Raw genomic sequence first — 22,703 nt, 5'->3', positions numbered from 1 at the left:
AAAGCAATTGGTTATGCAAAGAAAAAGCAGCAAAGTCTTAATCCAAAAGACTCTTACTGCCATTAAACTTCACATAATTCAATTAGCTTTTCCGGCCAAACGATTGGAGCCAGCCCAACAATGTGCTGTCCTCGCTCCACGAGGGAAAATCGTTTTTGGGTTTTTCATGAACATTCTCCAGCGCTTTTCTCTTGGCCTCCGCATCGGCTCTGGCATAGATCTCTGTGGTAGATATATCTACATGTCCAAGAAGATCGCGGATATATACAAGATTTACACCGGCCTGTAAAAGATGCATTGCTTTGCTATGCCTGAAGCAATGCGGGGTAATATTGTCCGGCAATTGTTCAGGTTGCTCCAGTCTCGCCAACTCAACATATTTGTTCAGGATGTACGTGATGCCTGCGCGAGTGAGTTTTTGTTTGTTGCGATTACAAAAAAGTGGACAATCATGCATCGTCACTGAACCGAAATGTTTTTCTTCGATGTGCTTTTTTAACATATCAGCAGTTGCTGACATCAAAGGAACAATTCTTGCTTTGTTACCTTTTCCGACTAATCGGATCGTCGCAGGATTTACCAAGCGAACATCGCGTACTGTAATATCAGCAATTTCCTGAACTCTTGCTCCGGTGTCATACAACAAGCTAAGCAAGACCAAGTCGCGCCGTCCACTGAATGATGTAACGTCCGGTTTTGAGAGAATCAATTTAATGCCGTCGGAAGAAAGGTAGCTAACAGTTGCCTTTGGCTTGCGTTTGAATGGAATGGAAAGAATGCTTTGGCATAGTAGCAAATGCTCTGGCTTCTCATCCTGCACATACCTGAAAAAGGCGTGCAGTGCTGCCAATCGCTGATTGCGGGTAGCAATTGAATTGCCTCGCGATTCAGCAAGCCATACAAGGAAATTTTCAATCAGAGCTCGGTCAAAACTTTTGAATTCTAAACGCTCAACAGGGCGATTTATTTCCGTCTTACAATATTTCAGCAAAAGCGAGAATGTGTCTCGGTAAGACAAAATCGTATTCGAGCTTAGTCCCTGTTGGCCCGGAAGATACTCGGAGAGATATTTGGTCAAAGAATAAGCAAAATCAGTTGGTTTTACAGTTCTCATACCAAATTGTCACTCCAATCATATTCCGGCATGACTTGTCCAAATTGATTTTCAAAGCGCTCTACGATCTGAGGATACACCTCTGCGGTGAGCCGCAGATACCAGCCTGTAGCCGATACAGAATTATGGCCTAAATAGGTTGACAGATATGGTAGTGCGCATTGAACATCAATTCCTTCGGTTGCCCATTGATTTAGGCAATGGACAGCAAAGGTGTGCCTTAAATCGTGCAGTCGTGGCCCTTTTGTTCTGCCGCAATACGGTATGCCGATCTCTCTAAGCAACTCCCGGAATCGTTTTCCGATATGGTCTGTTCTGTAAGGCTTTTTCCATTTCGTTTGGAATAAGAAATCATCGTTGCTCGAATGAATCAAACATTTTTGAAAGTAACTCCGACATTTTTCTGCAACTGACTTTGACATGGGAATCAGTCTGTCTTTGTCATGCTTGGCTTTACGGATGGTGAGCACTCCTGCTTTCAAATCAACATCGCGAATACGCAGACGTACAGCCTCTGAGATACGAAGTCCACAGCCATACAGCAATCTGAATAGCAATGCCATTACTTCATGAGCATGAGGAGAAAGGCTCGATGGATTTGTATTATCCAGTGCTGCAAAAAGTGCTTCAATTTCCTGTTTGGTAAAAATGTAAGGCACGTTCATCTTAGGTGTTGAACGCTGTTTCGGAAGCACATAGGACTGGTAACCCTGCGCATTCAAGAAAATGGCGAATTGCCTGATCATTTTTTTGCGATTGCTCTGTGTTGTCGGTACCTCATTCGGTTTCCTTTTAATCCAGGCAAGAACCAATTCTCTTGACAGTGAATAGTCGACGACGTCGAATGAATTGCTAAAATCATCAAACCGTTTTAAGAGATAGCTTTGAGTGGAGTATGAATAGCCGAGAGCTTGTTTTTGTTTTAGAAAGGTTTCGCATAATGGTGCGAATTTGCCTGTAAAATGGATCCCGCTCTTCATTACTCCACCTCCAATGAGCACTTGCGCAGCCGTTCAATATCAATTTTCAAGTAAAATTCTGTGCTGTGTGAATCGACATGTCCTAATATTTCGCTGATGACAGGCATTGGAGTGTTTTTCTCTAATAGCGCGGTTGCCAAACTATGACGCAGGGCGTGCATACCTGTTTTTTTCCCAGTTGGCGGAGTAATTCCAGCAGCCCGCATATACTTGACAACCAAATACTGCATACTCGTTCCCAATCCATCAAAAGGAGCTTGATGACGTATGAAAACTTTATTGCAGTCTGTTTCAGGTCGACCGTTTTTCAGATAATCGATGATCGCCCAGCCAATGTCTTCTAACAGCGGGAGCACAAGTACAACATCGGTCTTTTTTTGAACCAGTTCGATTCTTTTTGCTTCCCATTTGATTTCGTCAAATGTCAGTTCACGTACGTCGCTGATTCTTAGTCCAAGCCGGGCAACAAGCATAAGGATGGCATAATCTCGTTTTCCAATAGGATTTGCTCTGTCCACTGCTGCTAATAACTTTGCTACTTCTTCACTTGTGTACGCAGACGGTATTCTTTGATTGCTCACTCTCCGAACGACAGGTAAGACAGAGGACAGGTCTTCCGGATGATATCCATTGGAAACAGCAAACTGAAAAAGCTTTTTCAGATTGCATATCGTGCTGTAGACAGTTCCACTTGAAAAACTGGATAAAGTCTCCAAGTAGCGGTTGATATGGGACTTATTAATTTCCGAGAAAACTTGAACGCCTTGTCTGTCAAGAAAATCAGCAAATCGAAAAAATCTGCTTCTCCAAGTCCGACAAGAACCGGAGGTGAATCCAAAATCACGTAAATAGTCTAGGAAGCCTTCAAAGATTTTTTCAAATTGAGGTGGCCACTTGTGTTCATTCACCTTTGTTTGCTTGAACACCATACCATATTGCTGAAAATCGGCTATGACATGGACAGCTCTTGTTACTGCGCCGGTATGATCTTTTTCTCCAATGGAGAATCCGAATCGTTCCTGTACGAATTGTCTTGCAAACTCCATGCTGAAATAAGAAACGCCCTTTTTCTCAGCGTATTTCAGCATCGGGTCCCATACGCTTTTGAATCGGGCCATGCTGCCGTATCTGTAATTCAAAGACAACAAGGTTTTTTCCAATTCTGCAATGAGCTCCGGCAGTTTTAAGGATTTTACTCTTTCGCTTAACATAAGGACTCCTCCCAATAGTTATTGAGCAGCATTGCTGCCCTAACTTTAGGGTCCATCTTATGTTTAGTGAAATCAATGCAAAATCTATGGAAATCAAGGCATTAATCTTGCAACTTCACATAATTATTTGCTTTTTATAAGCTTGGTTATGTAAAGCTTCACATAACCAAGCGTTCAACAACTGCCATTCTAGCTTATAGCCCGCCGCCGTAAACAGCTCGTAAATCGCGTCAAAATGAACACGCTGCTTTTTACTGAGCAGTCCTTTTACATTTTCCATTAAGAAAAAAGCAGGTTGGATTTCCTTCAATAGCCGGGCATATTCATATGGGAGTTGATTACGGACATCGTCCGGATTATGATTTCCCGCCACACTGAAGCCCTGGCACGGTGGGCCGCCAATGATGCCGAATATCGCTTCATTACCTGCCAGTTCCCGGAGCTTGGCTCCGGTCAACTGCCTGACATCTTCCTTTAGTGCTCGTGCATCATGGTGATTGTGTTCGAACGTGAGTAGTGCGGATGCATCCACATCTACCCCTAGGCGAATGTCAAACCCTGCTTGCGCAAAACCGTACGAAAGTCCACCCGCTCCGCAAAATAAATCGATACAAGCTCCCTCGTATGGAATCTCGATCACCTCCCCAAACGGTTGTAAAACGAAAAATGGGCATAAAAAAACGGCTGCTCCGAGAACAGCCGTCTATCGTTATTTATTTTCAAGTGTTTCCTGCACACATTTCCGCTCCCACTCAATACTCCCGAGGCAACAGCGCCGTAATGACCAAACGGTCGCCATAATCATCAGTTTTGACCCACACTTTCTCCGGCAGTGTCATCTGCATCGTATCGAGTTGCTTTCCGTCACCATCACCAATAACCACCTGGTTGCCCTGTGGTTCAAACACGAGAAACTCATGTTTCGGTAGAAATGACTCTGCTTTCCGAAAAAATAGGTTCATCACGACCGGAGGTAATCCCAAAGCCTGCACCCCACGCGTGATCACTTTTTGATTTGGTTTTCCCATTTCCTTCATCTCCCTTTACTGTTTTTGGGCATAAAAAATAGCCCCCTTCTCTCGAGAGCCGCCATGATTGTCCAGCTATTCATTCTACTTAAGAACAAAAAGAAGCCGAATCCGTTTGTTTAAACTTCTCCCAAAATGCTTCTCGATCCGCCGCGCTGTCAAACGTCACCGTCAAATAACCTCTTTCAGCGGCGGCGTCCAGTTCCCGTCCAATCACGTTACCGCCGCAGCGGGTCACGTCGCGGGCATAGGCATCCAAATCGCCCCTGTGTTCACACTCGCGAAAACGAAGTAACTGATCCAGCATCAACCTTCACTCTCCTTCTGTTGGATCCAACCAATAGTTTTGTGGATTAACGGATTGTCCATTTTGCGACATCCCAAAATGGAGATGCGGTCCCGTCGATTTGCCTGTACTGCCTACCCAGCCGATCACCTCCCCACGCAGCACCTGCTGTCCGCTACGAACACCGATATCTGATAAATGAGCATATAAACTCTGGACACCGCCTTCATGTAACAGTCGGATGTAATGACCGTACCCACTGTTGCTTCGGGTCACTTGAATCACTGCCCCTTTTTGAATCGCAACAACCGGCGTACCACGCGGAGCGGGGATATCGATCCCATCATGAAATACCCCAAGTTCTCCGGTAACCGGATCGGTTCGAGAACCGTACGAACTAGAAAGAGATGTATAGCCAATGACCGGCCACAGCCAGTTTCTCGGCATAATTAGCATAGAAGCATACTCCGCTTCCTTGGCATGAACGAGCGCTACATCAATCGGGTTTAAAAACCACGCTTCCAGCGCAGCATCTGTCTCAAGGGAGGCCAATCGCAAATAATTTGCCAACGAAAAAATCGCATCGTAGGGGTTATCTGCGCTGATCTTTCCATCCCCGTCTCCATCGACCTTGTACGCTTCCCACAAAAGTCGCGGAAACCCCAATCCGCCAATCGTATCGATCCGCTTCGCAGTCTCGGCTCCAAAATCGGTGGTGACCTTGTGAATCGCCGCCAACCGCGACCACGTCACCGCTTCGTTTTCTGCGTGAATATAGATCGGCAATAGCGGTGCGGGAATATCGAACGTTTGCTGTTGGGGTACTGGAATCCCCTCCATAGAGGAATCCGACGAGCTGACCAGTACACCTAACAAGACAAAAGCCACAAGTAAAACCAACAACACAATAACAATGCCGACAAAGCCCAAGCTGCCGATCACCCACCAGAGTACCCTTTTTTTGATCAGACCACTAACCTCATCCATGGCGGTCCCGCTCCAACGTCGCTTGTTTTTCACGCGCCTTTTTCAGATCTGCTTCCGCTTTGTCCAGTAGCAGTCGATACGAAGAATCGCCGTTTTGGATCCGCTGCATCAGGTCGGATACCAACGTCTCCCAGTCTTTCACAACATCCATCGTCATCCCCTCTTTTGTAAGTTGACAACAGTCACCGCATGACCCGATCAGGTACTTTAATCCCCGTTGGCTTCCACTCCTGGCTAGCCGCTTTTCTCATCCACACATGTTGCGATTCGGGCACCAAAAACACCACTTCCTCGCCACGGCTAACTCCCCGAAAAACCAGACCGTGCGCCAGCTTTTCCTCATAGGACAAGGTCTGCACCTGGAATTCACCCCTAAGCCACTCCACAATCCGGTTCATTCACATGCCTCCCCCTACTTTCCTGTTCAGCTTGGATCGTCACTTCTGCATCGGTTTCCTTATTTCAACTTGGAAATGATCTTCTTCGCTGTCACCGCTGCTTTTTTCGTCGTTTCCTTCGTGTTTTGCCACGACTGCTTCGCTTCCCCCCAATGGTGGACGACTTCCTTTTTGGAGGTGTCATACATCTCATGCGGTGTCGGCGCTTGGAAGATGCTAAGCACCTGTTTGAGAATCTTTTTGCGGAACAAAAATGCACAGAAAAAGAGCAGCGCCACAAAGATTTGCTGCAGCATCAGAATGCCGGAGCCGCGCGCGACGATATCGGCAACAAGCAGCGTAAAGCCCATGTAAAATCCATAGATGACCTTCGTACCGAGGACCCCGATCAACCAGCCGAGCCAGCGGCGTACAAACATAAACCCCCGTTCCGGAAAAAGTCCAAGCAGCAGCACGACCGGTGCAAGAATAAGTATCGCCAGTGCCATTTCCTGAGCCAAAATCAAAATAAATGAAATCGTTCCGACAAACAGAAGCAAGGTTAACGTGGCAATCAGGGACAGTAAAGCGACCAGACAGCGAATGCCCGCCGATCCGCCACCAAACACATAGGGAATGTCGGCATGATCTCCGTGGTCAATTTTTGCATCACCCAGCACCTTGCGCAAAATGTCCCGGTGCGTCATACCCGGCGCATACTGCCGCATCCAGTGTGACCACGCATCGCCGACCTGCACAGATAACTCCACGTCTTCCTCCTCTGCTTGATCCAAAATCGCCTCCACTTCCTCCGCTGTCATGCGCACCACGTTTCCATCCTGTCGGTTAAATTGCCCGATCGTCCAAGGACGGTCTACAAACAGTTTCCATAGCCGATTGGACGTCGCCATCAACTGCTGATCTGCCACATTCGACAGACCTGCGCCCAGTTGCTCTCCCGTCACGCGTTGGTAAGGCGCGGCCAGCGATCCCATCGTAATTTGCGTCAGCTTGTCCATCGTCTGTGATACCGCACGGATGCTCTGACCCGAATGGGTGAAAAACCAGTAGCTGCCGATCAGGACAACAATCGAACCAACCACGCCAGACATCAGCCGCGTTGTCTGGTTGTTCCAGTACCCGACCTTCACCATCCACGCCGCCAAGAGCACAAGAGCAAACGGCAAAAATTTGGAAAAAAAACCTGTTCGCATCCCTTCCATGATTGGCAGGATCATCGACAGTTGTTCGTTAACCAGATCGGTATGAAAACCAAGCTGCATCAGAAAAATGGAAAGCCGGGTAATGAAGGCATTCGCCAAAAATAGCCCATTCGCGATCCAATTCAGAATGATCGGAAATGGATTATTCAACTTCGGTTTCCAACCCGACCATTCCACGAGATCGTACCCCAAATCCCATGTGTAGTGATCCGTCGGGTACTGTCGGTAATCTAGCGTCCGATCACCCGGTTCAATTCCCATCTGACTTTCACCCGGCAACAGTTGATCGAGCATATCTTGGGGCGCTTGTGCAAAAACGGTGAGCGGGTTTGCCAAACTCATCAAACAAGCGATAAACACCATCAGTAAAAGCCCATAACGGCATTTTCGTCTCAAGGGGTTTCCCTCCTTTCCATCGGCACACGATCCGGCGTTGTATTAAAGATGGTAAGCAGATCGTCCGGTGTCGGTTCAATATGTACCCGCCCGATCCGACCCGTTATATCTTTCATGTAGCAATCTCCGGCCTTCAATTCACGAAACGCCTGAATCATGTCCTCATCATCGGGATCAAGTCCAAGCAATGTCAGGTTGTCCGCAATAGCCCGAGGGTCCTCCGTGCGGAAACAAAAAATAGACCCCAAATTGTTGCGGGTCTCTTCATCGGCAACGTCCCCCGGGTTTTGTGTTGCCAAAAGCGGCACTACCGCGAAAGAGCGACCCATGCGGATGATTTCATCAATCAGTAACGCACCCTCGGGAAAAGCTTTCAGCATCCACGATTCGTCAATGCCAAATATTTTAAGTTGATCGTGTGGGCTATAAAACATGTACTCGCGCCCTAGCGCGGCTACCAGATACATGATGCCAAGACCAAATCGCTCATTCGGCGTCAGCGCCGTTTGCAGACGTTCACTCCGTTTCTTCGGTAGCGGCAATCCAGCCAGCGTAATGACAATAAAACGCGCACCGCTGAGCTGCGCGTTTTCTTCCCCGTCGTGGGCAAAGATGAATTTACCAAACGGGCTGCGCGAGTACGACAGTAAACGATTCACACATCTTCTGGCTTCCACCCGGATCGCTTCCATCGGTGATTCGGTTGCGATACGCTCCAATTCCGTCATAAAGATGTGAAGGTCGCGCTTCTCCTGCTCAAAGGTTCGCTCAACGGCCTCCATTAATGCGTCTGCTCGTTCATCGTTTCTTGTTCCTTCAAGTAACAGACTCAGGAAGTCTAGTACAATGCCGTGAGCGCGTTCTTCACTATTCGACATGCGAAATGGATTGAACTTCGTCGTTGACTCCGCTGAAAAATTAAGCCGTATCATGTTCTCACGGATATCCGGGATCAAAGCAAAGCTGCCATCCTCATCTTTGGGATCAATGGAGAACACAATGCCGCCCTGATTGTACCCATGGTAGAACAGCGTCTTCTTCAATACAGATTTCCCTGAGCCAAGCGTACCGACAATGACAATGGCCCCGGAACGGTTCAGTTCCTTGGACATCGGGCGCTTCAAATCCAGCAGCACCGGAATGCGATGCAAGGTGCGTCCGATATAGTCGCCGTCCGGATCGCCGATTTCCCGCGACCCGTGCAGCATCCCAGCAGACAGAAACTTTGGATCCATCGGGATCCGGTTCTGCTTGTCCATCACCGAACCGGGCAAAAAGAGCTGAAAAGCCGTGCCCTGATCCGCCGGAGAGCGAACCACGCGAATTTGCTTGGTTGCATACAATTGCAGGAGCTGCGCGGAACGTTCCTCCAGTTCCTTGCGGGAGGAAGCCGAAACGTTCAGCCAAGTCGACGCCCATACGAGCGGCATCCCTTTTTGCAGCTTGTTCTCCAACACCCGTCCGCGCTTCCCTGCCCATTCCAGTGTTATTGGCGTTTCCTCGGATGCTTCCTTATACTCGCGTCTCTGATCCTTCAGCACCTTGCGATTGCGCTGCAATCCGCCCGCCGCTTCATGCGGTGTTTGCACCTGAAAATGAATGCTGACCTCTGCAGGAAAGGGAAGGTCTTCAAGTGCATACAACCACTCGTCGCCAACCGTATCAATCTCCTCCGGCACATCGACAACGGAGAAGAAGGCCTGAAAGCTCTTCAAACTGTCCTCATCAAGATCATCATGATGCACGATCCAGGTCTTCATTTTTTCTTCGGAAACCAGATCAGCAGCAAGCAAAATCGGTAGCGATTTTTTCGGACGCAGCAAAACCTTGTCGCCCTTCACCCGTACCTCGCGCATCGATTCCGGTGTCAGTGTCAATTCGGGTTCTAAGGATAAACCCCTGAAGAAACCCCGTCGCAACAACCATTCAATTTCTTGCGGTCCGCATCGTTCACCGCTCAGGTGATGGTTCACCTGATTAAACTGCAAGCTTTCCGCTGACTTGGCAATCTGAAGACGTTCCATCTCCAGTTCACCGCGTTGACGGTACCAGAATTGCTCCGTCACGCTTCGACCCAGCGCACCTGCCAACGCCTTCAAGGTTTCGCCCGTTTTAAGCAAGCCGGACAAATCCACTTCCGGAAACTGCTTTTGCACAGCAGATAACTGCAAAATGAGATAAAGCGATCGCTGCCACGGCCGCCGCTCGGCAAACCGTTGCATGACCGCTTTCACATAACGTTCATATTCCGCACCATGACCCGTGCGTCTAGCTTGCCATATGCTGGCATCCATCATCCGGGTCACGGAAAGCAACTGTCCGCTGCCGTGGTAGCTGTGCAAAAACTGTTGCATCTGGCTTACGGTGCCGCGCTTTTTCTCCAGTGATTGATAAGCATATGGCTTTAGCGGAATGCGGTACACCGCCCATGGTTTAAGCAGCGTATCGAACAGGAGGTTTTGTTCCCAATACAAAATCGGAAATTTCAACGTCTCTCACCTCCCTTCTGAAATTAGTCTTCATCTGATCCAGATACGATGTCGGTCGGCGTAGTCGTACATGCGTGTCAGCCATTCATCCAGTTCCTCTGCGTTCTGGACCGATCGAAACTCCGCCAAATACGGAAAAGACCGGAAACATACTTCACGGCTTAACCGCTCGGCAATCGTCCGGCCCTTCTGTTCTACACTCGTTGATTCATTTTCCAATAGGTCGTCAAGGCTGATCGACACCTTGTGTTTCCAATTGCCCATTTGTTCACCTCATTTTATAGATCGGTTCATTACTCAGTATCAAAGGTGAAGCTGTCTTGGTTTGCAAACACCTTTCAATGATGCCGCTGCAATGCCCGCTATTGACCAGCCGGAAAGTTACAGTATCTTTAACCCGAAGGTGTGTTAACTTTTCACGAGAAATCGATGCATGTAAAGATTTCATATTGCCTTCACTCCGTCTTTCCATTCTCTTTATTGACGTTTACTAACCTTCCATTTCTTCCTCGCACTATCTCTACTCTCTCGTTCAACTTGTACCGGATCCGATGTCATCCACGTCATATTCCCGCCCGCTTTTCCCTCCACCAAAGCAGGAGGAACGATCGCTCGTTTTGATGGCGACTTAAGTGGCGTAACCGTCAGTTTCTGACTCCTGCCGAGCCAACGAATGCGCACATGTGCGGGAAGGAAAAGCGTCTGCAGTCCTTCAACCGTTCCATGCAGCCACCCGCTACCTCCGCGCCATTCCTCAGTACCGTTTGAAAGCGATATTCGTTCATACGGTCGGCAACGGCCAACAAACGTGATCTTCCCTCTTCCTCCAGGCTGGCGAATTGCCTGCCAACGGACAAACCACTTCGGTCGCACCAGAAAATGAACAATGTCTCGCAAATAACGCGTGACCGTTTTACCCGCTGGGTCAAGCTTGACCGTGAAGTACGCAGCGGCAATCGGTCCTACGACCATTGTGATCGTACGATCCAGCGGAAGCACCCAGGAAAGTACCGGGATTATATAACAAAAAACGAAAAACACGCCGATATACACGAACCAAAGGACAACGCCGTCCTGCCGTATGGGCATCCACAAGCGGATGTCCCCGATATGGTAAATGAGCGGCCGTACCCGGTAGAGAGCACGATACGATTCTGTTTTCTCTTGATCTTCCACTCGGCCTCACTCTCCCGTCGTGTCAGTTAGTCCGTCCACGGAAATGCCGAGCGTCTTTAGCACATAGAGCGCCAGATACTTGGCGATGCCAGGTGCAAAAACAAAAATACCCAAAATGACCGACAGCATAATATGCGACCACAGCCGATTTGTCTCCCCATTGGCATACATCTTGACGCCCCGGTAAATCGCTATGGTCAGGAAAATGGCTTGCAGTAATCGTTTGATTACGAGTAGACCCGTATTAATAAAATCCCCTTCCATTTTTCGCACCCCCTAACCTGCTGAATACTGACTTGCATAAGACCCTTATTGATTTTCCGGGTCTGACATATAGGCTAACTTTGCTCGGGTCTCGCGCAAAGTCATGGGCGGGTACCCTTCATTCTTGCTTTGCTGATCGCTCCAGACCCCATGCCGATCCATCTGTTGTAGCTGTGTAATGATAGCTTGTCGTTCTTTGTCCCGTTGTTCTTTTGACATCGTAGGGGTACACTTCCTTTTTCATAGATTTCAAAACCATTTACTCAATCCCACCTACGAAAAACTTCTCGTTCTCCTCCGTCACCGCCAGCCTCCACACCTGTGTTAGTCGAAATCCAGTGGCTTCGTCTTTGACAGAAAAGGTGACAGTGATGGTATACGGTCCAGCGCCTGTCGCCTCCAGCCTATCCAGCGAAAGGAACTTGAGTCGACCTTTGAGAGGCATCAGTTTGGAGCCTGTCGTAACATAGTTAAACAGGCTTTCTGCATCTTTACCTTCACACATCGCCTTCAGGAAGCTTTCTATTGCCGGACGTACCCGTTGCTTCACCCCGCTGGATGCTTCCACTTCACTGTTACCCGATTCGGGAACAGCAGGGGGATTCTGAAGAGGGTGAATGAGCGGTGGATCCGTAATTGCAGCGCCTTTACCGGCTTGCACCCATACGGGTACATCCACTTCCCATAGGGTGCGATCCGGATTCAAAGCAATTACTCGGACCCGAATCTTGTAACGTTGATATCCATGGGAGGAGAGCGAGATCAATTCCACTGCAACTACGTCCTGTAGATTCGTATTTTTATCGGACAAAATAGCTGCGATTCGGACGAGCGATTCCGGATTCACATATGGTTTGATCCGCTGCATCCGAGCCTCTGGCAATTCCTTCCCATCCCAGTGCATCCACTCACGGGAAAAGCCAAGCGCGGTCTGGATTGCCATTTGTTGCTCCGTTGTGCGTTTGAGAATGGCCGGTATCGGGTCAGTTTCTATTCGCAATAGTGTAGAAATCGTACCCAAACACGCAAGCGTCAGCATGCCCCAAAGCAGCAGCTTCGGCAGTAAGCGTAGATCCACGAGCCTTACCTCCTTGTTTTAGGGGGGAGTTCTCTGGGTTGTTTACCCAGCAGCGGGTCCAACGGATCCGCAAGCGTGGGGAGCAGCTGCATATCCTTCAGGCGAAGACGTTGCCCGCCGCTACCCAGCCAAAGCGTCCCCCCTACGCCTTTTTGTTTCCAATCTTTCTCACTGATGGCCCATACACTGGGCAAACGGTCGTTCTTGAACGTCCCTTTCATCAGCGCCTCCCAAATGTCGATAATCGTTTTCGGACGGCTTTCAATTTTCGTCACAAACAGTACCTGCACAGCCTCTACCTTTGGCCAGATCGTGGGGAGCAGTGTTCCATAATGAAAGAGCTTATCTTTTAAGCGCCACAGCGTTTCAGTTCCGGTGTCATATTCCAGATGAAACGCCAGCCGTCCGCGATCAGGAAACAGATACATGCCGAACCCATCCGGCTTGACGGGTGCAGCCGCTTTCCCTGTTTTTTTGCTCTGCACATATCGCTCGGCAGCCGAGCGTGGGTCCAGCCATTCCAGCATACCTTCTTCGGCATGGGAAATGCTGTGGCGAATCACATCGGTAATAAAAGCGTTCGTTCCAAAAAAATGTTCGATCTGCACCGGTCCGGCTTCCCAGGCTTTCGCCCGAAAAACCGTTTCATCACCGGCAAGACTAGCCCCCGCTCTGGCTCCAAAGGCGGTCAAGGTATATCCGACATGGTTCCTTTTCAGAAAAGGGAGGGGGATGGTACGAATCAACCCCTTCTCCTTCAATTCACATGAGATGTTATAGATCGTTTTCGGTTTGTAATTTAAGCTGATTGCTAATTGCTCGGCTGTCAGTAAGGTGTGTCGGTACAACATAATCAGCGTTTCTTTCTTGGCTTCATAGTACAAATCTGGTGGTCTCCTTTCCTTCAGGCCGTGTGGGGTGATATAGTCGGGTTCAGGCCCGCGGTCGTATCGCGCGCCGGTATGCGGTGCATGGCCCATTTTTGAGATTGTAACCTTCCCTCGAAGTTGCCCTCGAATGTTCTCTCGAAACTGCTCTCGAAGGTGCCCTCCAGCCTTCATACCCTGTTGTTTATTTGAAATTCGGCAAAATGGTTTCGCCTGATTCATCGGAGAAACCCGAGCGTTTCATTTCTTGTTCAACAGCTTCTACGCTGCGGCCGTCCTGCTTGTCCGAATGCGCCCATGCCTCTCTGATCCAAGCTTCCTGGTGTACAGGGACGATTTCATTTTTGACTGTGAATAGCTCCAGCCTCCCCTCCTGTCCCTTGGTTCGGACGATGGCATGTAGTTCAGCCAGATTCATCAGGTCTACGCTAGTTACCTGCGGCTTGAGCCAGCGCGACAGCTTATCTGCGTCCGGTCCGCCAAGCTGCAATAGCATGAGCGTACCTATGTTGCCGAGAATGGCCTCCAAAATGCGATCGGAGAGCTGAGTTAAATACTGCGTTGCCAAAAACAGCGACAAGCCGAATTTGCGGTCCTCCGCCAGTATTTTCGTCAGGATGTCCGTGGCGAACAGATGGCACTCGTCGGCGAAAAAGAAGTGCGCTTTGGACTTGTGCTGCGGACGTTTACGGCAAGTGAAATGGTAGTCGATGAAGAACAAACTGGCTAAAATCTTCAGCAAATCCGGCACACAGCCGGAGCCGTCGATCAATACAATGTGTCCCTCATCCATGACTTGGCGCGTGTTGATACTGCTATGCAGTTGGCCGAGCATCCGCCGCGATGTCGGGTAAGTGGTTAACGCACCCAGCTTGTTCAGAATTGGGCCAAGATGCTCGCCGAAATTTTTGATTTGTGCAAATTCGTCCATCCAAAAATGACGAAGATGCACATCCAGATCCGGCAAGATTTTTTTGCGGTACGTCTCATTAAAGAATATGTCGATGATTCCGAGCACCGTTTGCGGCGGCACAGAGAGCAGACTGAGTACAGCGTTGCGTAAATAATGCTCTGCTCGTGGCCGCGAACCCGGAAAGAGTTGCTGCAGCGTCGTAACAAATTCCCCCGTCAGGCTTTCCCGCACATCCACATGTGCAGCCTGAAACAAATTAAAGCCTCGTGGCCGCTCAGTATGCCCGAGCGGAATGATGTGCAGCTTCGGATACAAGCTTTTCGGGATATAACTGAGCAGCGTTTCAATCGCCCCTCCGTGCGGATCTAAAAACGTAAAACCCGGCGCTTGGTTCGGCGAACGCTCCAGATCATCCACCATATTGGTCATGATCGAAAGCAGCGTCGACGTTTTCCCCGATCCGGTTGTTCCTGCGAGAAAAGCATGCTTGAGCATCTGGTTGACCGGCATTCGAATTTCTTTTTCCACACCCGGAACATTGCTCTTCCCGATAAACAGTCCCGTATTCAACCCTTCCGGAGCCGGTATGATCTTCGCATGCATCTTCTGCATGTACGCGGCGGCCGGATCGCCAAAGGCAGGAATACGTAACCAGTAGCCGAGTTCCTCTGCTGTAAACAGCAGTTTCTTCGTCGGTAATCCCGGCTCGAGAACGGCTCTCTTGCCCCTCACAGGGCGCAGCACGATACCATTGCCTCTGCGCATCGATTGCAGCATATCGTTCATCGTGTGCAGCCTCGCTTTCGATGCATGCGAACGAATGAGTACACGAAAGCCCGTCCACAGTCCGATTTCGTCCGTGTCCTGCTTGCTTTGCAAGGAACGCATAACGTTCTGCTGGTGGGCGGTCAATTCCCGTGGTCTTGGCTTATCCTTTTGATTCGTTTGCATCTCCCGCCAGATCCCCTGTAACGATACTGGCTCGTTGGCTGGGGAACGCAGCCACTTCTCCGCTCTGCGGACGCGTCGCTGCAAAAGTCGTTTACCTGCTGGTGCAAATGCAAGCTCCAACCATACCTCCTCGCCTGTCTTCAACTCACCCGCACCCATTGCCGCTATCATCTCGTTGACCGGGTCTTTGCCCGCCGGATGAAACGCAGCGACCGACAGAGCGCCCTTATACGCCGGACGTCCTTCGGCAACGATTACGTTTTTGCCTGTACCAGTTGCAAACACAGGCGCATCAGTCGGGAGCAAATACATCCCGAACACCTGCGTATGAAAGCCCGTGCGAAAACCCATCCAGCGAATGTCGGGAACAGAGAAGTAGATTCGAACGTGACCAGCAGGTCCTACACACTGGATCAGGAAACGAAAAAATAACTGTCCATAACGTAGACGCTTGAATCGGGGATGGCCGAGCTGACTGATATGCTTGGCAAGACGCGCTGCCTTCATGAAGTCCATTGGCGCAGCATCTAGGGAGGGCATTACTTCGAACCATAGGGTCTGTTTGTGCTTGCCATGTCCCGGCTCACTCCAGCGTGCAAACCAAAAAGAGCGCATGGCGCTCCCTCCCTTCTTACCTGTATTTGGTTGTCATTCCGCATGATTGCTCCACATCTCCCCTTTCAATGAAGAAGAAACACCAGAGCAATCTTTCCTCTCCGATGCATCCAGAAATAAAAAAAACAGGCGATGCCGGGGATGCCGGATGGCCTGACTCACATTTTTCTACACTATCAGATTAACAGGATTTTGTTACCTTGTGTTGTCCCAATTTGTTACCTCATTTTCACCTGACAGTTACCTGTTCGTTACCTTCGATTTCCAACCAAGATAAATCATCCGGCACTCCGAGAATGGAATTAGGTCCGCCGACAAAGCGATATATTTTTGTTAAAGAGATTTTACGATGCTGAAAAAATATTCGAGATGTCATTAACAATTTTTTCATCACATCGGGATTAGGAAGTCGTAATTGATATTTACTTTCCACAAATCGCTTTTCAACTGGAAGCAGCGATTTGATGGCCGCCTCCAACATCCGAATTTTCATCTCCAGCAATGGAATCTCAATCTCCTGCGCATGTAAGCGCCGGATGACTTCCTGTAAAATGGCCTCGTTCTTTTGGCCTTGCCCGTGAATGGCGACCAATTCAAACTTTTGGGCAAGGCCTGGAATATGCTCAAGCTGTGCCTCCAAAACTTCCAAACGAGACTTCCAATCAGGGAGGGCAAAAAGCCAGCTTTCTACTTCCGTAAAGGGAATGTTAAATTTCAAGTGTCCCACCCCCGCTGTCGAAAGCGATGTCGGACTTTAGCATGCCAATCGTGACGCATTAATTGTTCGTAATAAGCCAGTGACGAATCTGTTGTACGAGATTTATGATCAGTATTGATGACTTCGTACCAGGGTATAGGAGGATTCGTTTGGCGGTCCTCAGACGGAATCTTGGATTTTATATGTTTAAGACTCATTTCCTATGCTCCTTTCATTGGTATTATGAATGAGCGCTCACAAGCCAATTGTAGCTTGGTCTATTGATTCGGATAAGGTGAATCTTGGCATAGAACTTTTCACAAAAAGGTTCTATACCCTATAGAACCTTTTTTAGTTTCGTTGACTCGAAAAGCAAATCGAAGCGAATACAAACACAAAAAAGCCTGACTCTCCGGGAACGGAGAATCAGGCTCGATTCGTTTAATCGATCATCCCAAGTCGCTTAGCCATGCGAGCAGCTTCACGGCTCGAGCTTACTTTGAGTTTTCTTAGTATATTATTTACATGTTTTTTTACAGTACTTTCAGCAGTATAACGTTCACTTTGAATCGTCGTTTGTCTATGTCCATAATGAATGTATGTCAGTACTTCCCGCTCTGCCGGGGTTAACAGTTTACCTCGCTGTTCCTTTCTCAATGTTCGAAATCCTTTCATTAATACCCCCGCCGAGTCTGGATGAATATAGCTCGAATTATTATATGCCGCCCTAATGGCATAAGGAATATCTTCATAATGATCTTTTGTTACGTAATTGACAGCCCCAGCCGTAAAAGTGTCCAAGATCGCTTCTTCTTCATCGATACCGGTCAACATGATAATTTTCGACTCTTTAATCTCCAAAATATCCAAAGCCGCTTCAATACCATCGTATCCATCATCCGATAAAACCAAATCCATTAAAACAACATGCGCGTCACTGAGCCGGGCAAGATGCACCGCATCTTGCCGGTTTACAGCTGTACCGACTATCACCAGATCCTCTTCTCGGTTCAAGTAATTCGTTAGTTGTTCTCTCCAGATCCGATCGTCTTCAACCAACATGATTTTGATTTGATCCAACATCGCTCACCTCCGCCAAGGGAAGCATAGCAGATCGAACTCTTCTTTTTGGAAACATAAGTGAGACCGTCGTTCCGACTTTCAGTTCACTCTGAATATCAATGGATCCGCCGTGCTGCTGCAATACATTATAGCAATATGTAAGTCCCAATCCATAGTTGTGATTGCGGTGTTTCGTTGAATAAAACGGATCAAACCAATTGGAAAGCTCTTCCTTCGTGCTGCCTTTACCATTATCGTGGAAGACGAGTACGATATCTTTGCGTTGTTCGCGCATGGAGATAGTTAGGATCCCATGATGTTCCATCGCTTCGGCCGCGTTAACAATGATATTATGAAATGTTTCTTGAAGATGAACCGAGTCACACGATAAAAACAAACTTGTCGTGTCTAATTCCATGATTGTCTGAATATTTCGCTCGTCCAAAATAATCTTAGACATTGAAAGCGCCCGGCTCAAAATGTCTATTACATCATATACCCCCTCTTTGAGTAGAATGTCTTGTGTTTGGCTTTGTATTCGCGAAACCATATCCAGCATATGTTTTGTTGATTCGAGTACAACTACTGCATCATCTGCAATTTTCTCCTGTTGAGCGGAAAAGGCCATGTTGCGAATCTCATCAGTGACAATTCTGATTTTCCCGACTTCGTTTTTGATCGTATGATTCAATACGCTGGTTCCATAAGATATTGCCCGCATCGTCCCATATAGACGATCCTTCTCAAATTTCAACCTAACACCCAACACACCATACTTAATGCCAAGCAACAAGAAAGAAATGAGTAAAAAAGTAATGACGAATGGCATAAAGCGCCATACTTCCTGTATTTCAAAAAATGCCTTTAAGGTGTAGTTCGCTACTATTTGAAACAGAATGGGGGGAAAAGCCACCAAGTTGGAAAAAAGCCTGCTTCTTTTCCTTTTCAAGTTTTTCTCTCTTAAGTAGCTGTAAGATAGTAAGGTCAGCCCCATGATCAAATAAGGTACACACCAATAAAATAGCACCAAAAAGTTATGTTCGATTGGTGGAGTAAATGAAGTCAGGAAGAGCATACCAAAAATCGGCAGTGGAAGCGCCCAAGTAAGAATTGATTTTACTTTATTGTGAAAAATGTCCGAATAGCTAATAGCATACATTAAAAAGCAATACGGCAGCCCGTTATGATTCATAAACGAGCCGAACATGTGCAGTTTGAGCAGAATCGATTCGAGCGAAGGATTAAGAAGTTGATACTTATCTAAATATGGCAAAATGGTTTCCGTAACTGTACGTGATAATCCACCGCCACCTCCTGTAAAGGCAGTAAGCGCGGCCCAGCGCGTTGATTCATTTTTAGGGTTGATAATGAGTAGGATGGCTGCGATCGTCCACAAAGCAATAAATACAAATACCATTCGGTTCAACTCCTTTAATCGATTGGATTAACGATTAAAGAGCCGTCAAGGACAGAGAATCATGAATGTCGGATCAATAGAGCCTCCCTCTGTAACGACTGCATCCATTTCTTTTTTTTCTTCGCTACGATGATCGGATAATGGACGTGCTCTAGCATCGGTAGATCATATTTTGAATCACCAACAGCCATTGTCAAAGCCGGATCGAAATGTTGAATGCTATAGTGTTTAAACCCACTCAACTTGGAAAAATCGATTCGTATCCCGTTATCGGTTTTAATCACCGACAAACATACATAGGGAACTTCAAAATAACTGCCGTATTGTTTGACAAGCAAATCAAAATTGGTCGATAACAATGTAATCTGAACCCCTTTGCTTTTTAAATAAAAAATAAGATCATGAATTGGGGAAATGAATTGTTGTTTTAGACTCTCATGAAAGAACATCTCTGCATAGATTTCCAATTGTTCATACGTATATTTCCGAAATTTTCGTTGAACAAATAAATGGTTGAACAAATCCCTAGATATTAAGTCCAGAATCAGGTAAAAGGGAGCAGCTCCAGCACAGTATAAAAGAAATGGCCACCAGTAGAGCGTATTCTTTAAGCGCTTTCTTTTTATGAAAAAGTAGAACTGTGTGATATTGCTTTTGGTAATTGTATTGTCGACATCAAAAACTGCATAATTCACTCCTCGTTTTAATATTTCGTCAAATTGACCTATTGTATCAAATACTTTCATCGCATCTCCTTTCCATACTTAGGATAAATGGACCCAGTATGTCGTGACATATGAACCATATGGTATGTGATAATTGTACCAATTTTCACCATTTTTCGCGCGTGATAAAAGTCCTGTGCCATTTGCACCACTTCCATTATTTAAGTGACTGAATGCACAGAACTTTCTGCCTATTTCGGGATAACACCAGCATAGTCTCAGTTATCTAAACGAGAATGTGAAAACTCCTTGAAATATAAGGGCCACACATTATTTACATGTATTTTTTAGGGGAGTATCAACAAGAGGACCAAAACTGGAACAATACAGTCTTGGTCTGTTTTTTCTGTTATTCAACTCCCTCGTATTCCGTTAATTGAAAGTATTTACCCGCTAGATCATTTAGGGAGCATATGAATTAATTTTTGTCTCTTCCGATATCTCATAAACAAAACCGCCCTCAGTGCGTTATCAGCGGCGATACTTGCCCAAACAGCGGGAAGACCTAAGCCCAATTTCCAAGCAAAGATATAAACGCCAAGTGTACGAACTCCCCAGATACCTATTGTTGTCACAATCATAGGATATTTGCTGTTTCCTCCTGCTTGGATGGCTGAAGTGTCCACTAAAGCTGATGCTAAAAACGGTTGTGATAGCGTGTCAATAGTAAGCACAACAAGCAACAAGTGAATCACATAACTGTTATCCGTAAACAATGAACCAATCCAAGGTGAGAAGATACAAATCAGGGCAGTTATCAACGTCATGGAAACAGCAGATTGGATATAGCTCCATCGTCTGTAGGATTGTACATCAGAATTATTCTTACTTCCGATTGCCTGTCCTATAGTTACGCTGGCTGCAATAGCAAAACCTGAACCAATGGTTGAAGCGAATACAGTCAATGTGCCTGCAATATTATGTGCGGCATATACATCAACACCCATTCTTACAATTAGACCAAAATATACAACTTGTCCAAGTCTCATTGATAATCGTTCCACGGACACAGGAATAGCGAATTTCATCATGTTCAACAAGAATGATGCCCGTATTTTAAGCTCTTCTTTAAGTAACGAGATTGCTTCAACGTTCCTTGACTTCCACCACAGACGTACAGACGCATACAAACGTGCAAGCACCATTGCCCACGCTGCACCTGCTAAGCCAAAGCCAGGGATAAATCCAACTCCAAATATCAACACGTAATCAAGGATAATGTGAATCACATTCATCTCTAGTCCAACTTTAAGGGGCGTTCTCGTATCTCCTGTGGCGCGAAATGCTGCCGATTGAGCAGTGAATAATGCTATCAGCGGGGAAATACCCAACACAATACGAAAATAAGGTAAAGCTGTTTCTTGTAGTTCTCCATAAGCCCCCATTACGTGCAAAAGGGGTACAGCAAAAATAACCGACCCCATTGAGACCAAACAACCTATAACAAAAGCAACCACGTAACCATGCCAAACAGCAGAACGTCCATGTTCCAAGTTTTTAGCGCCAATGGCTCGGGATAAATAAACCGATATTGCGGTTGAAACAGCAGTGAAGACACCAATATACGTCAAGCTATAAATATTGGTCACTCCAACGGCATTTATGGCAAGCAGTCCGAGCCTCGCTACAAAAAATGAGTCAACCACGCCCAGAAGGCTTTGTAAATAAGCTTCACCAATCGCTGGTAATGCAATGGCAAAGACGCGCTTTGCAGGAATAGGGAACATATTTATCTCCTTTGAACAAACAAACCTTATGTGAAAAATTTATAGCAGACGTTTCCAATCCAAATCGCTAATAAAATCCAAATAATAATGAATAATGCACCTGTCACCCAATTTTTCGGCTTTCCGTTCTTACGAAGTTCCTCCGCTTTTATCCTACAATCTTCAATAACTGATGCAGGAATCATTTTAAGCGCAATCGTTATTCCAAGGGGAACGATAATTAAATCATCAAGATAACCTAAGACAGGAATAAAATCAGGAATTAAATCTATCGGGCTAAAAGCGTACGCAACAACCAAAATCGTAAATAGCTTCGCATACCAAGGTACTCTCGGGTCTTTATAAGCAAGGTATAATACAAAAATGTTCCGTTTTATCTCCCTTACCTTATTCTTCGTTCTTTCCAGCGCCTTCGCTTCTCCCATAATTACCTCCGATACTTTCGAATTAATCTTTTGTAATTTCCCCTTCAACATTACCTTCCGAAGCATAAACACTTTCTATAAATTTGCCAAATTTTTGTTCGCATTCATCTAGCAATTGTTTCGCCTGTAAAGAATTTGGACAAGAGAAAAAATCTCTTTTCATGATTTTTTTATGCCATCTTTTCAGTTTACCAAACTCCGCTTCATTCTCTTCAACTTCATGGTAGGTAAACTTTCCTTTCCTTGTTTCTGTCTCTATTTCATTTAAAAAGTTTTTACAGCCCTCCAATAATTCTTCATATTCCGCTATTCGCTGCTTATTAAAAAGCTCAAAAAGCTGTTCTTCTGTTTCTGCCGTAAATTTATTTACCTCAAGCAAAAGCGCTTCGCCTTCACTTGATTCAATGAGCTTTTTTATGGATTGTATTTTCTTTGTTACTTCCGCAGTATCTGGGGCTACACAAACGGACTGCTGAATATAAACGACACCAAGCGATTTCAATGTACGCCAACTCGCACTCGAATGGTGGATGGTTCATTAGGTACTTTATAAGAGAAAACAATCCATGAACAGTCCTTATCCAAAGAATGCTAACCCCCTTGTTTTATTTGATGACTTCAGATTATCATTCAAAAGCTGAAAATGCAACGTATGTTTCATTTTTGATTAGGGAA

Annotated in this window: 25 protein-coding genes; all 25 read right to left on the bottom strand. The window is 46.7% G+C overall.

The window, feature by feature from the left end:
- Window positions 1-82: 82 nt before the first annotated feature.
- Window positions 83-1,114 (bottom strand): site-specific integrase, encoded by a 1,032-nt coding sequence (locus tag ACESLK_RS16175; protein WP_373230615.1) that lies wholly within the window; start codon window positions 1,112-1,114, stop codon window positions 83-85.
- A complete protein-coding gene (locus tag ACESLK_RS16170) occupies window positions 1,111-2,094 on the bottom strand; it encodes a tyrosine-type recombinase/integrase (RefSeq protein WP_373230614.1) in 984 nt (327 codons plus the stop codon). Before ACESLK_RS16170 ends, ACESLK_RS16175 begins: the two co-directional genes overlap by 4 nt.
- Window positions 2,094-3,305: a tyrosine-type recombinase/integrase gene (locus ACESLK_RS16165; protein ID WP_373230612.1), complete on the bottom strand. Its 1,212-nt coding sequence runs from the start codon at window positions 3,303-3,305 to the stop codon at window positions 2,094-2,096. The genes ACESLK_RS16170 and ACESLK_RS16165 overlap by 1 nt, the downstream gene beginning before the upstream one ends.
- A gap of 115 nt (window positions 3,306-3,420) precedes the next feature.
- On the bottom strand, window positions 3,421-3,945 hold the full coding sequence (locus tag ACESLK_RS16160) for a DNA cytosine methyltransferase (RefSeq protein WP_373230611.1): 525 nt from the start codon (window positions 3,943-3,945) through the stop codon (window positions 3,421-3,423).
- Window positions 3,946-4,057: 112 nt separating this feature from the next.
- A complete protein-coding gene (locus tag ACESLK_RS16155) occupies window positions 4,058-4,333 on the bottom strand; it encodes a hypothetical protein (protein WP_373230610.1) in 276 nt (91 codons plus the stop codon).
- Between the two features lie 88 nt (window positions 4,334-4,421).
- Window positions 4,422-4,640 carry a hypothetical protein gene (locus tag ACESLK_RS16150; RefSeq protein WP_373230669.1) on the bottom strand — a complete coding sequence of 73 codons (219 nt, stop codon included), beginning with the start codon at window positions 4,638-4,640 and terminating at the stop codon, window positions 4,422-4,424.
- 6 nt (window positions 4,641-4,646) lie between these two features.
- Window positions 4,647-5,606 (bottom strand): M23 family metallopeptidase, encoded by a 960-nt coding sequence (locus ACESLK_RS16145; protein WP_373230609.1) that lies wholly within the window; start codon window positions 5,604-5,606, stop codon window positions 4,647-4,649.
- Entirely contained in the window at window positions 5,599-5,757 is a 159-nt protein-coding gene (locus ACESLK_RS16140; RefSeq protein ID WP_373230608.1) for a hypothetical protein, read from the bottom strand. Before ACESLK_RS16140 ends, ACESLK_RS16145 begins: the two co-directional genes overlap by 8 nt.
- A 31-nt stretch (window positions 5,758-5,788) precedes the next feature.
- Window positions 5,789-6,004 (bottom strand): hypothetical protein, encoded by a 216-nt coding sequence (locus ACESLK_RS16135; protein ID WP_373230607.1) that lies wholly within the window; start codon window positions 6,002-6,004, stop codon window positions 5,789-5,791.
- Window positions 6,005-6,063: 59 nt separating this feature from the next.
- Window positions 6,064-7,602, bottom strand: a complete 1,539-nt coding sequence (locus ACESLK_RS16130) for a hypothetical protein (RefSeq protein WP_373230606.1) — start codon at window positions 7,600-7,602, stop codon at window positions 6,064-6,066.
- Window positions 7,599-10,091, bottom strand: a complete 2,493-nt coding sequence (locus tag ACESLK_RS16125; protein WP_373230605.1) for an ATP-binding protein — start codon at window positions 10,089-10,091, stop codon at window positions 7,599-7,601. Before ACESLK_RS16125 ends, ACESLK_RS16130 begins: the two co-directional genes overlap by 4 nt.
- Before the next feature lie 30 nt (window positions 10,092-10,121).
- The gene (locus ACESLK_RS16120) at window positions 10,122-10,355 is read right to left on the bottom strand and encodes a hypothetical protein (RefSeq protein ID WP_373230604.1); all 234 of its coding nucleotides are present in this window, start codon (window positions 10,353-10,355) and stop codon (window positions 10,122-10,124) included.
- A 213-nt stretch (window positions 10,356-10,568) separates the two neighbouring features.
- Window positions 10,569-11,267, bottom strand: a complete 699-nt coding sequence (locus tag ACESLK_RS16115) for a TcpE family conjugal transfer membrane protein (RefSeq protein WP_373230601.1) — start codon at window positions 11,265-11,267, stop codon at window positions 10,569-10,571.
- A 6-nt stretch (window positions 11,268-11,273) separates the two neighbouring features.
- Entirely contained in the window at window positions 11,274-11,531 is a 258-nt protein-coding gene (locus ACESLK_RS16110; RefSeq protein WP_138197764.1) for a hypothetical protein, read from the bottom strand.
- A 45-nt stretch (window positions 11,532-11,576) separates the two neighbouring features.
- A complete protein-coding gene (locus ACESLK_RS16105; RefSeq protein WP_373230599.1) occupies window positions 11,577-11,750 on the bottom strand; it encodes a hypothetical protein in 174 nt (57 codons plus the stop codon).
- 40 nt (window positions 11,751-11,790) lie between these two features.
- Window positions 11,791-12,609, bottom strand: a complete 819-nt coding sequence (locus ACESLK_RS16100) for a conjugal transfer protein (protein WP_373230598.1) — start codon at window positions 12,607-12,609, stop codon at window positions 11,791-11,793.
- 5 nt (window positions 12,610-12,614) lie between these two features.
- Complete coding sequence (locus ACESLK_RS16095; RefSeq protein ID WP_373230597.1) at window positions 12,615-13,718, bottom strand: replication-relaxation family protein; 1,104 nt, start codon at window positions 13,716-13,718, stop codon at window positions 12,615-12,617.
- Window positions 13,681-15,975 carry a type IV secretory system conjugative DNA transfer family protein gene (locus ACESLK_RS16090; RefSeq protein ID WP_373230596.1) on the bottom strand — a complete coding sequence of 765 codons (2,295 nt, stop codon included), beginning with the start codon at window positions 15,973-15,975 and terminating at the stop codon, window positions 13,681-13,683. Before ACESLK_RS16090 ends, ACESLK_RS16095 begins: the two co-directional genes overlap by 38 nt.
- A 229-nt stretch (window positions 15,976-16,204) precedes the next feature.
- Window positions 16,205-16,702, bottom strand: a complete 498-nt coding sequence (locus ACESLK_RS16085) for a hypothetical protein (RefSeq protein WP_373230595.1) — start codon at window positions 16,700-16,702, stop codon at window positions 16,205-16,207.
- A gap of 411 nt (window positions 16,703-17,113) precedes the next feature.
- Window positions 17,114-17,755 (bottom strand): response regulator, encoded by a 642-nt coding sequence (locus tag ACESLK_RS16080; protein ID WP_373230594.1) that lies wholly within the window; start codon window positions 17,753-17,755, stop codon window positions 17,114-17,116.
- A complete protein-coding gene (locus ACESLK_RS16075; RefSeq protein ID WP_373230593.1) occupies window positions 17,724-19,151 on the bottom strand; it encodes an ATP-binding protein in 1,428 nt (475 codons plus the stop codon). Before ACESLK_RS16075 ends, ACESLK_RS16080 begins: the two co-directional genes overlap by 32 nt.
- A 59-nt stretch (window positions 19,152-19,210) precedes the next feature.
- Window positions 19,211-19,897 carry a haloacid dehalogenase-like hydrolase gene (locus ACESLK_RS16070; RefSeq protein WP_373230591.1) on the bottom strand — a complete coding sequence of 229 codons (687 nt, stop codon included), beginning with the start codon at window positions 19,895-19,897 and terminating at the stop codon, window positions 19,211-19,213.
- A gap of 377 nt (window positions 19,898-20,274) precedes the next feature.
- Complete coding sequence (locus ACESLK_RS16065) at window positions 20,275-21,603, bottom strand: MATE family efflux transporter (RefSeq protein ID WP_373230590.1); 1,329 nt, start codon at window positions 21,601-21,603, stop codon at window positions 20,275-20,277.
- Window positions 21,604-21,629: 26 nt separating this feature from the next.
- Window positions 21,630-22,028: a YkvA family protein gene (locus ACESLK_RS16060; protein WP_373230589.1), complete on the bottom strand. Its 399-nt coding sequence runs from the start codon at window positions 22,026-22,028 to the stop codon at window positions 21,630-21,632.
- A 22-nt stretch (window positions 22,029-22,050) separates the two neighbouring features.
- Window positions 22,051-22,530: a Chromate resistance protein ChrB gene (locus ACESLK_RS16055; RefSeq protein WP_373230588.1), complete on the bottom strand. Its 480-nt coding sequence runs from the start codon at window positions 22,528-22,530 to the stop codon at window positions 22,051-22,053.
- Between the last annotated feature and the right edge of the window lie 173 nt (window positions 22,531-22,703).

Origin of the sequence: Cohnella sp., assembly GCF_041640265.1 — a bacterium.
Taxonomy (GTDB): domain Bacteria; phylum Bacillota; class Bacilli; order Paenibacillales; family Paenibacillaceae; genus Cohnella.
Note: the sequence above shows the minus strand (reverse complement) of the source record. Positions and strands in the feature narration are given on the sequence as shown.

What these genes read in the sequence shown, in the direction of transcription:
- ACESLK_RS16165 (WP_373230612.1), bottom strand. Translation starts at nt 3,305, where the DNA reads ATGTTAAGCGAAAGAGTAAAATCCTTAAAACTGCCGGAGCTCATTGCA.
- ACESLK_RS16080 (WP_373230594.1), bottom strand. Translation starts at nt 17,755, where the DNA reads ATGTTGGATCAAATCAAAATCATGTTGGTTGAAGACGATCGGATCTGG.
- ACESLK_RS16135 (WP_373230607.1), bottom strand. Translation starts at nt 6,004, where the DNA reads ATGAACCGGATTGTGGAGTGGCTTAGGGGTGAATTCCAGGTGCAGACC.
- ACESLK_RS16120 (WP_373230604.1), bottom strand. Translation starts at nt 10,355, where the DNA reads ATGGGCAATTGGAAACACAAGGTGTCGATCAGCCTTGACGACCTATTG.
- ACESLK_RS16145 (WP_373230609.1), bottom strand. Translation starts at nt 5,606, where the DNA reads ATGGATGAGGTTAGTGGTCTGATCAAAAAAAGGGTACTCTGGTGGGTG.
- ACESLK_RS16075 (WP_373230593.1), bottom strand. Translation starts at nt 19,151, where the DNA reads ATGGTATTTGTATTTATTGCTTTGTGGACGATCGCAGCCATCCTACTC.
- ACESLK_RS16060 (WP_373230589.1), bottom strand. Translation starts at nt 22,028, where the DNA reads ATGGGAGAAGCGAAGGCGCTGGAAAGAACGAAGAATAAGGTAAGGGAG.
- ACESLK_RS16150 (WP_373230669.1), bottom strand. Translation starts at nt 4,640, where the DNA reads ATGCTGGATCAGTTACTTCGTTTTCGCGAGTGTGAACACAGGGGCGAT.
- ACESLK_RS16105 (WP_373230599.1), bottom strand. Translation starts at nt 11,750, where the DNA reads ATGTCAAAAGAACAACGGGACAAAGAACGACAAGCTATCATTACACAG.
- ACESLK_RS16140 (WP_373230608.1), bottom strand. Translation starts at nt 5,757, where the DNA reads ATGGATGTTGTGAAAGACTGGGAGACGTTGGTATCCGACCTGATGCAG.
- ACESLK_RS16095 (WP_373230597.1), bottom strand. Translation starts at nt 13,718, where the DNA reads ATGAATCAGGCGAAACCATTTTGCCGAATTTCAAATAAACAACAGGGT.
- ACESLK_RS16155 (WP_373230610.1), bottom strand. Translation starts at nt 4,333, where the DNA reads ATGGGAAAACCAAATCAAAAAGTGATCACGCGTGGGGTGCAGGCTTTG.
- ACESLK_RS16175 (WP_373230615.1), bottom strand. Translation starts at nt 1,114, where the DNA reads ATGAGAACTGTAAAACCAACTGATTTTGCTTATTCTTTGACCAAATAT.
- ACESLK_RS16065 (WP_373230590.1), bottom strand. Translation starts at nt 21,603, where the DNA reads ATGTTCCCTATTCCTGCAAAGCGCGTCTTTGCCATTGCATTACCAGCG.
- ACESLK_RS16070 (WP_373230591.1), bottom strand. Translation starts at nt 19,897, where the DNA reads ATGAAAGTATTTGATACAATAGGTCAATTTGACGAAATATTAAAACGA.
- ACESLK_RS16110 (WP_138197764.1), bottom strand. Translation starts at nt 11,531, where the DNA reads ATGGAAGGGGATTTTATTAATACGGGTCTACTCGTAATCAAACGATTA.
- ACESLK_RS16170 (WP_373230614.1), bottom strand. Translation starts at nt 2,094, where the DNA reads ATGAAGAGCGGGATCCATTTTACAGGCAAATTCGCACCATTATGCGAA.
- ACESLK_RS16090 (WP_373230596.1), bottom strand. Translation starts at nt 15,975, where the DNA reads ATGCGCTCTTTTTGGTTTGCACGCTGGAGTGAGCCGGGACATGGCAAG.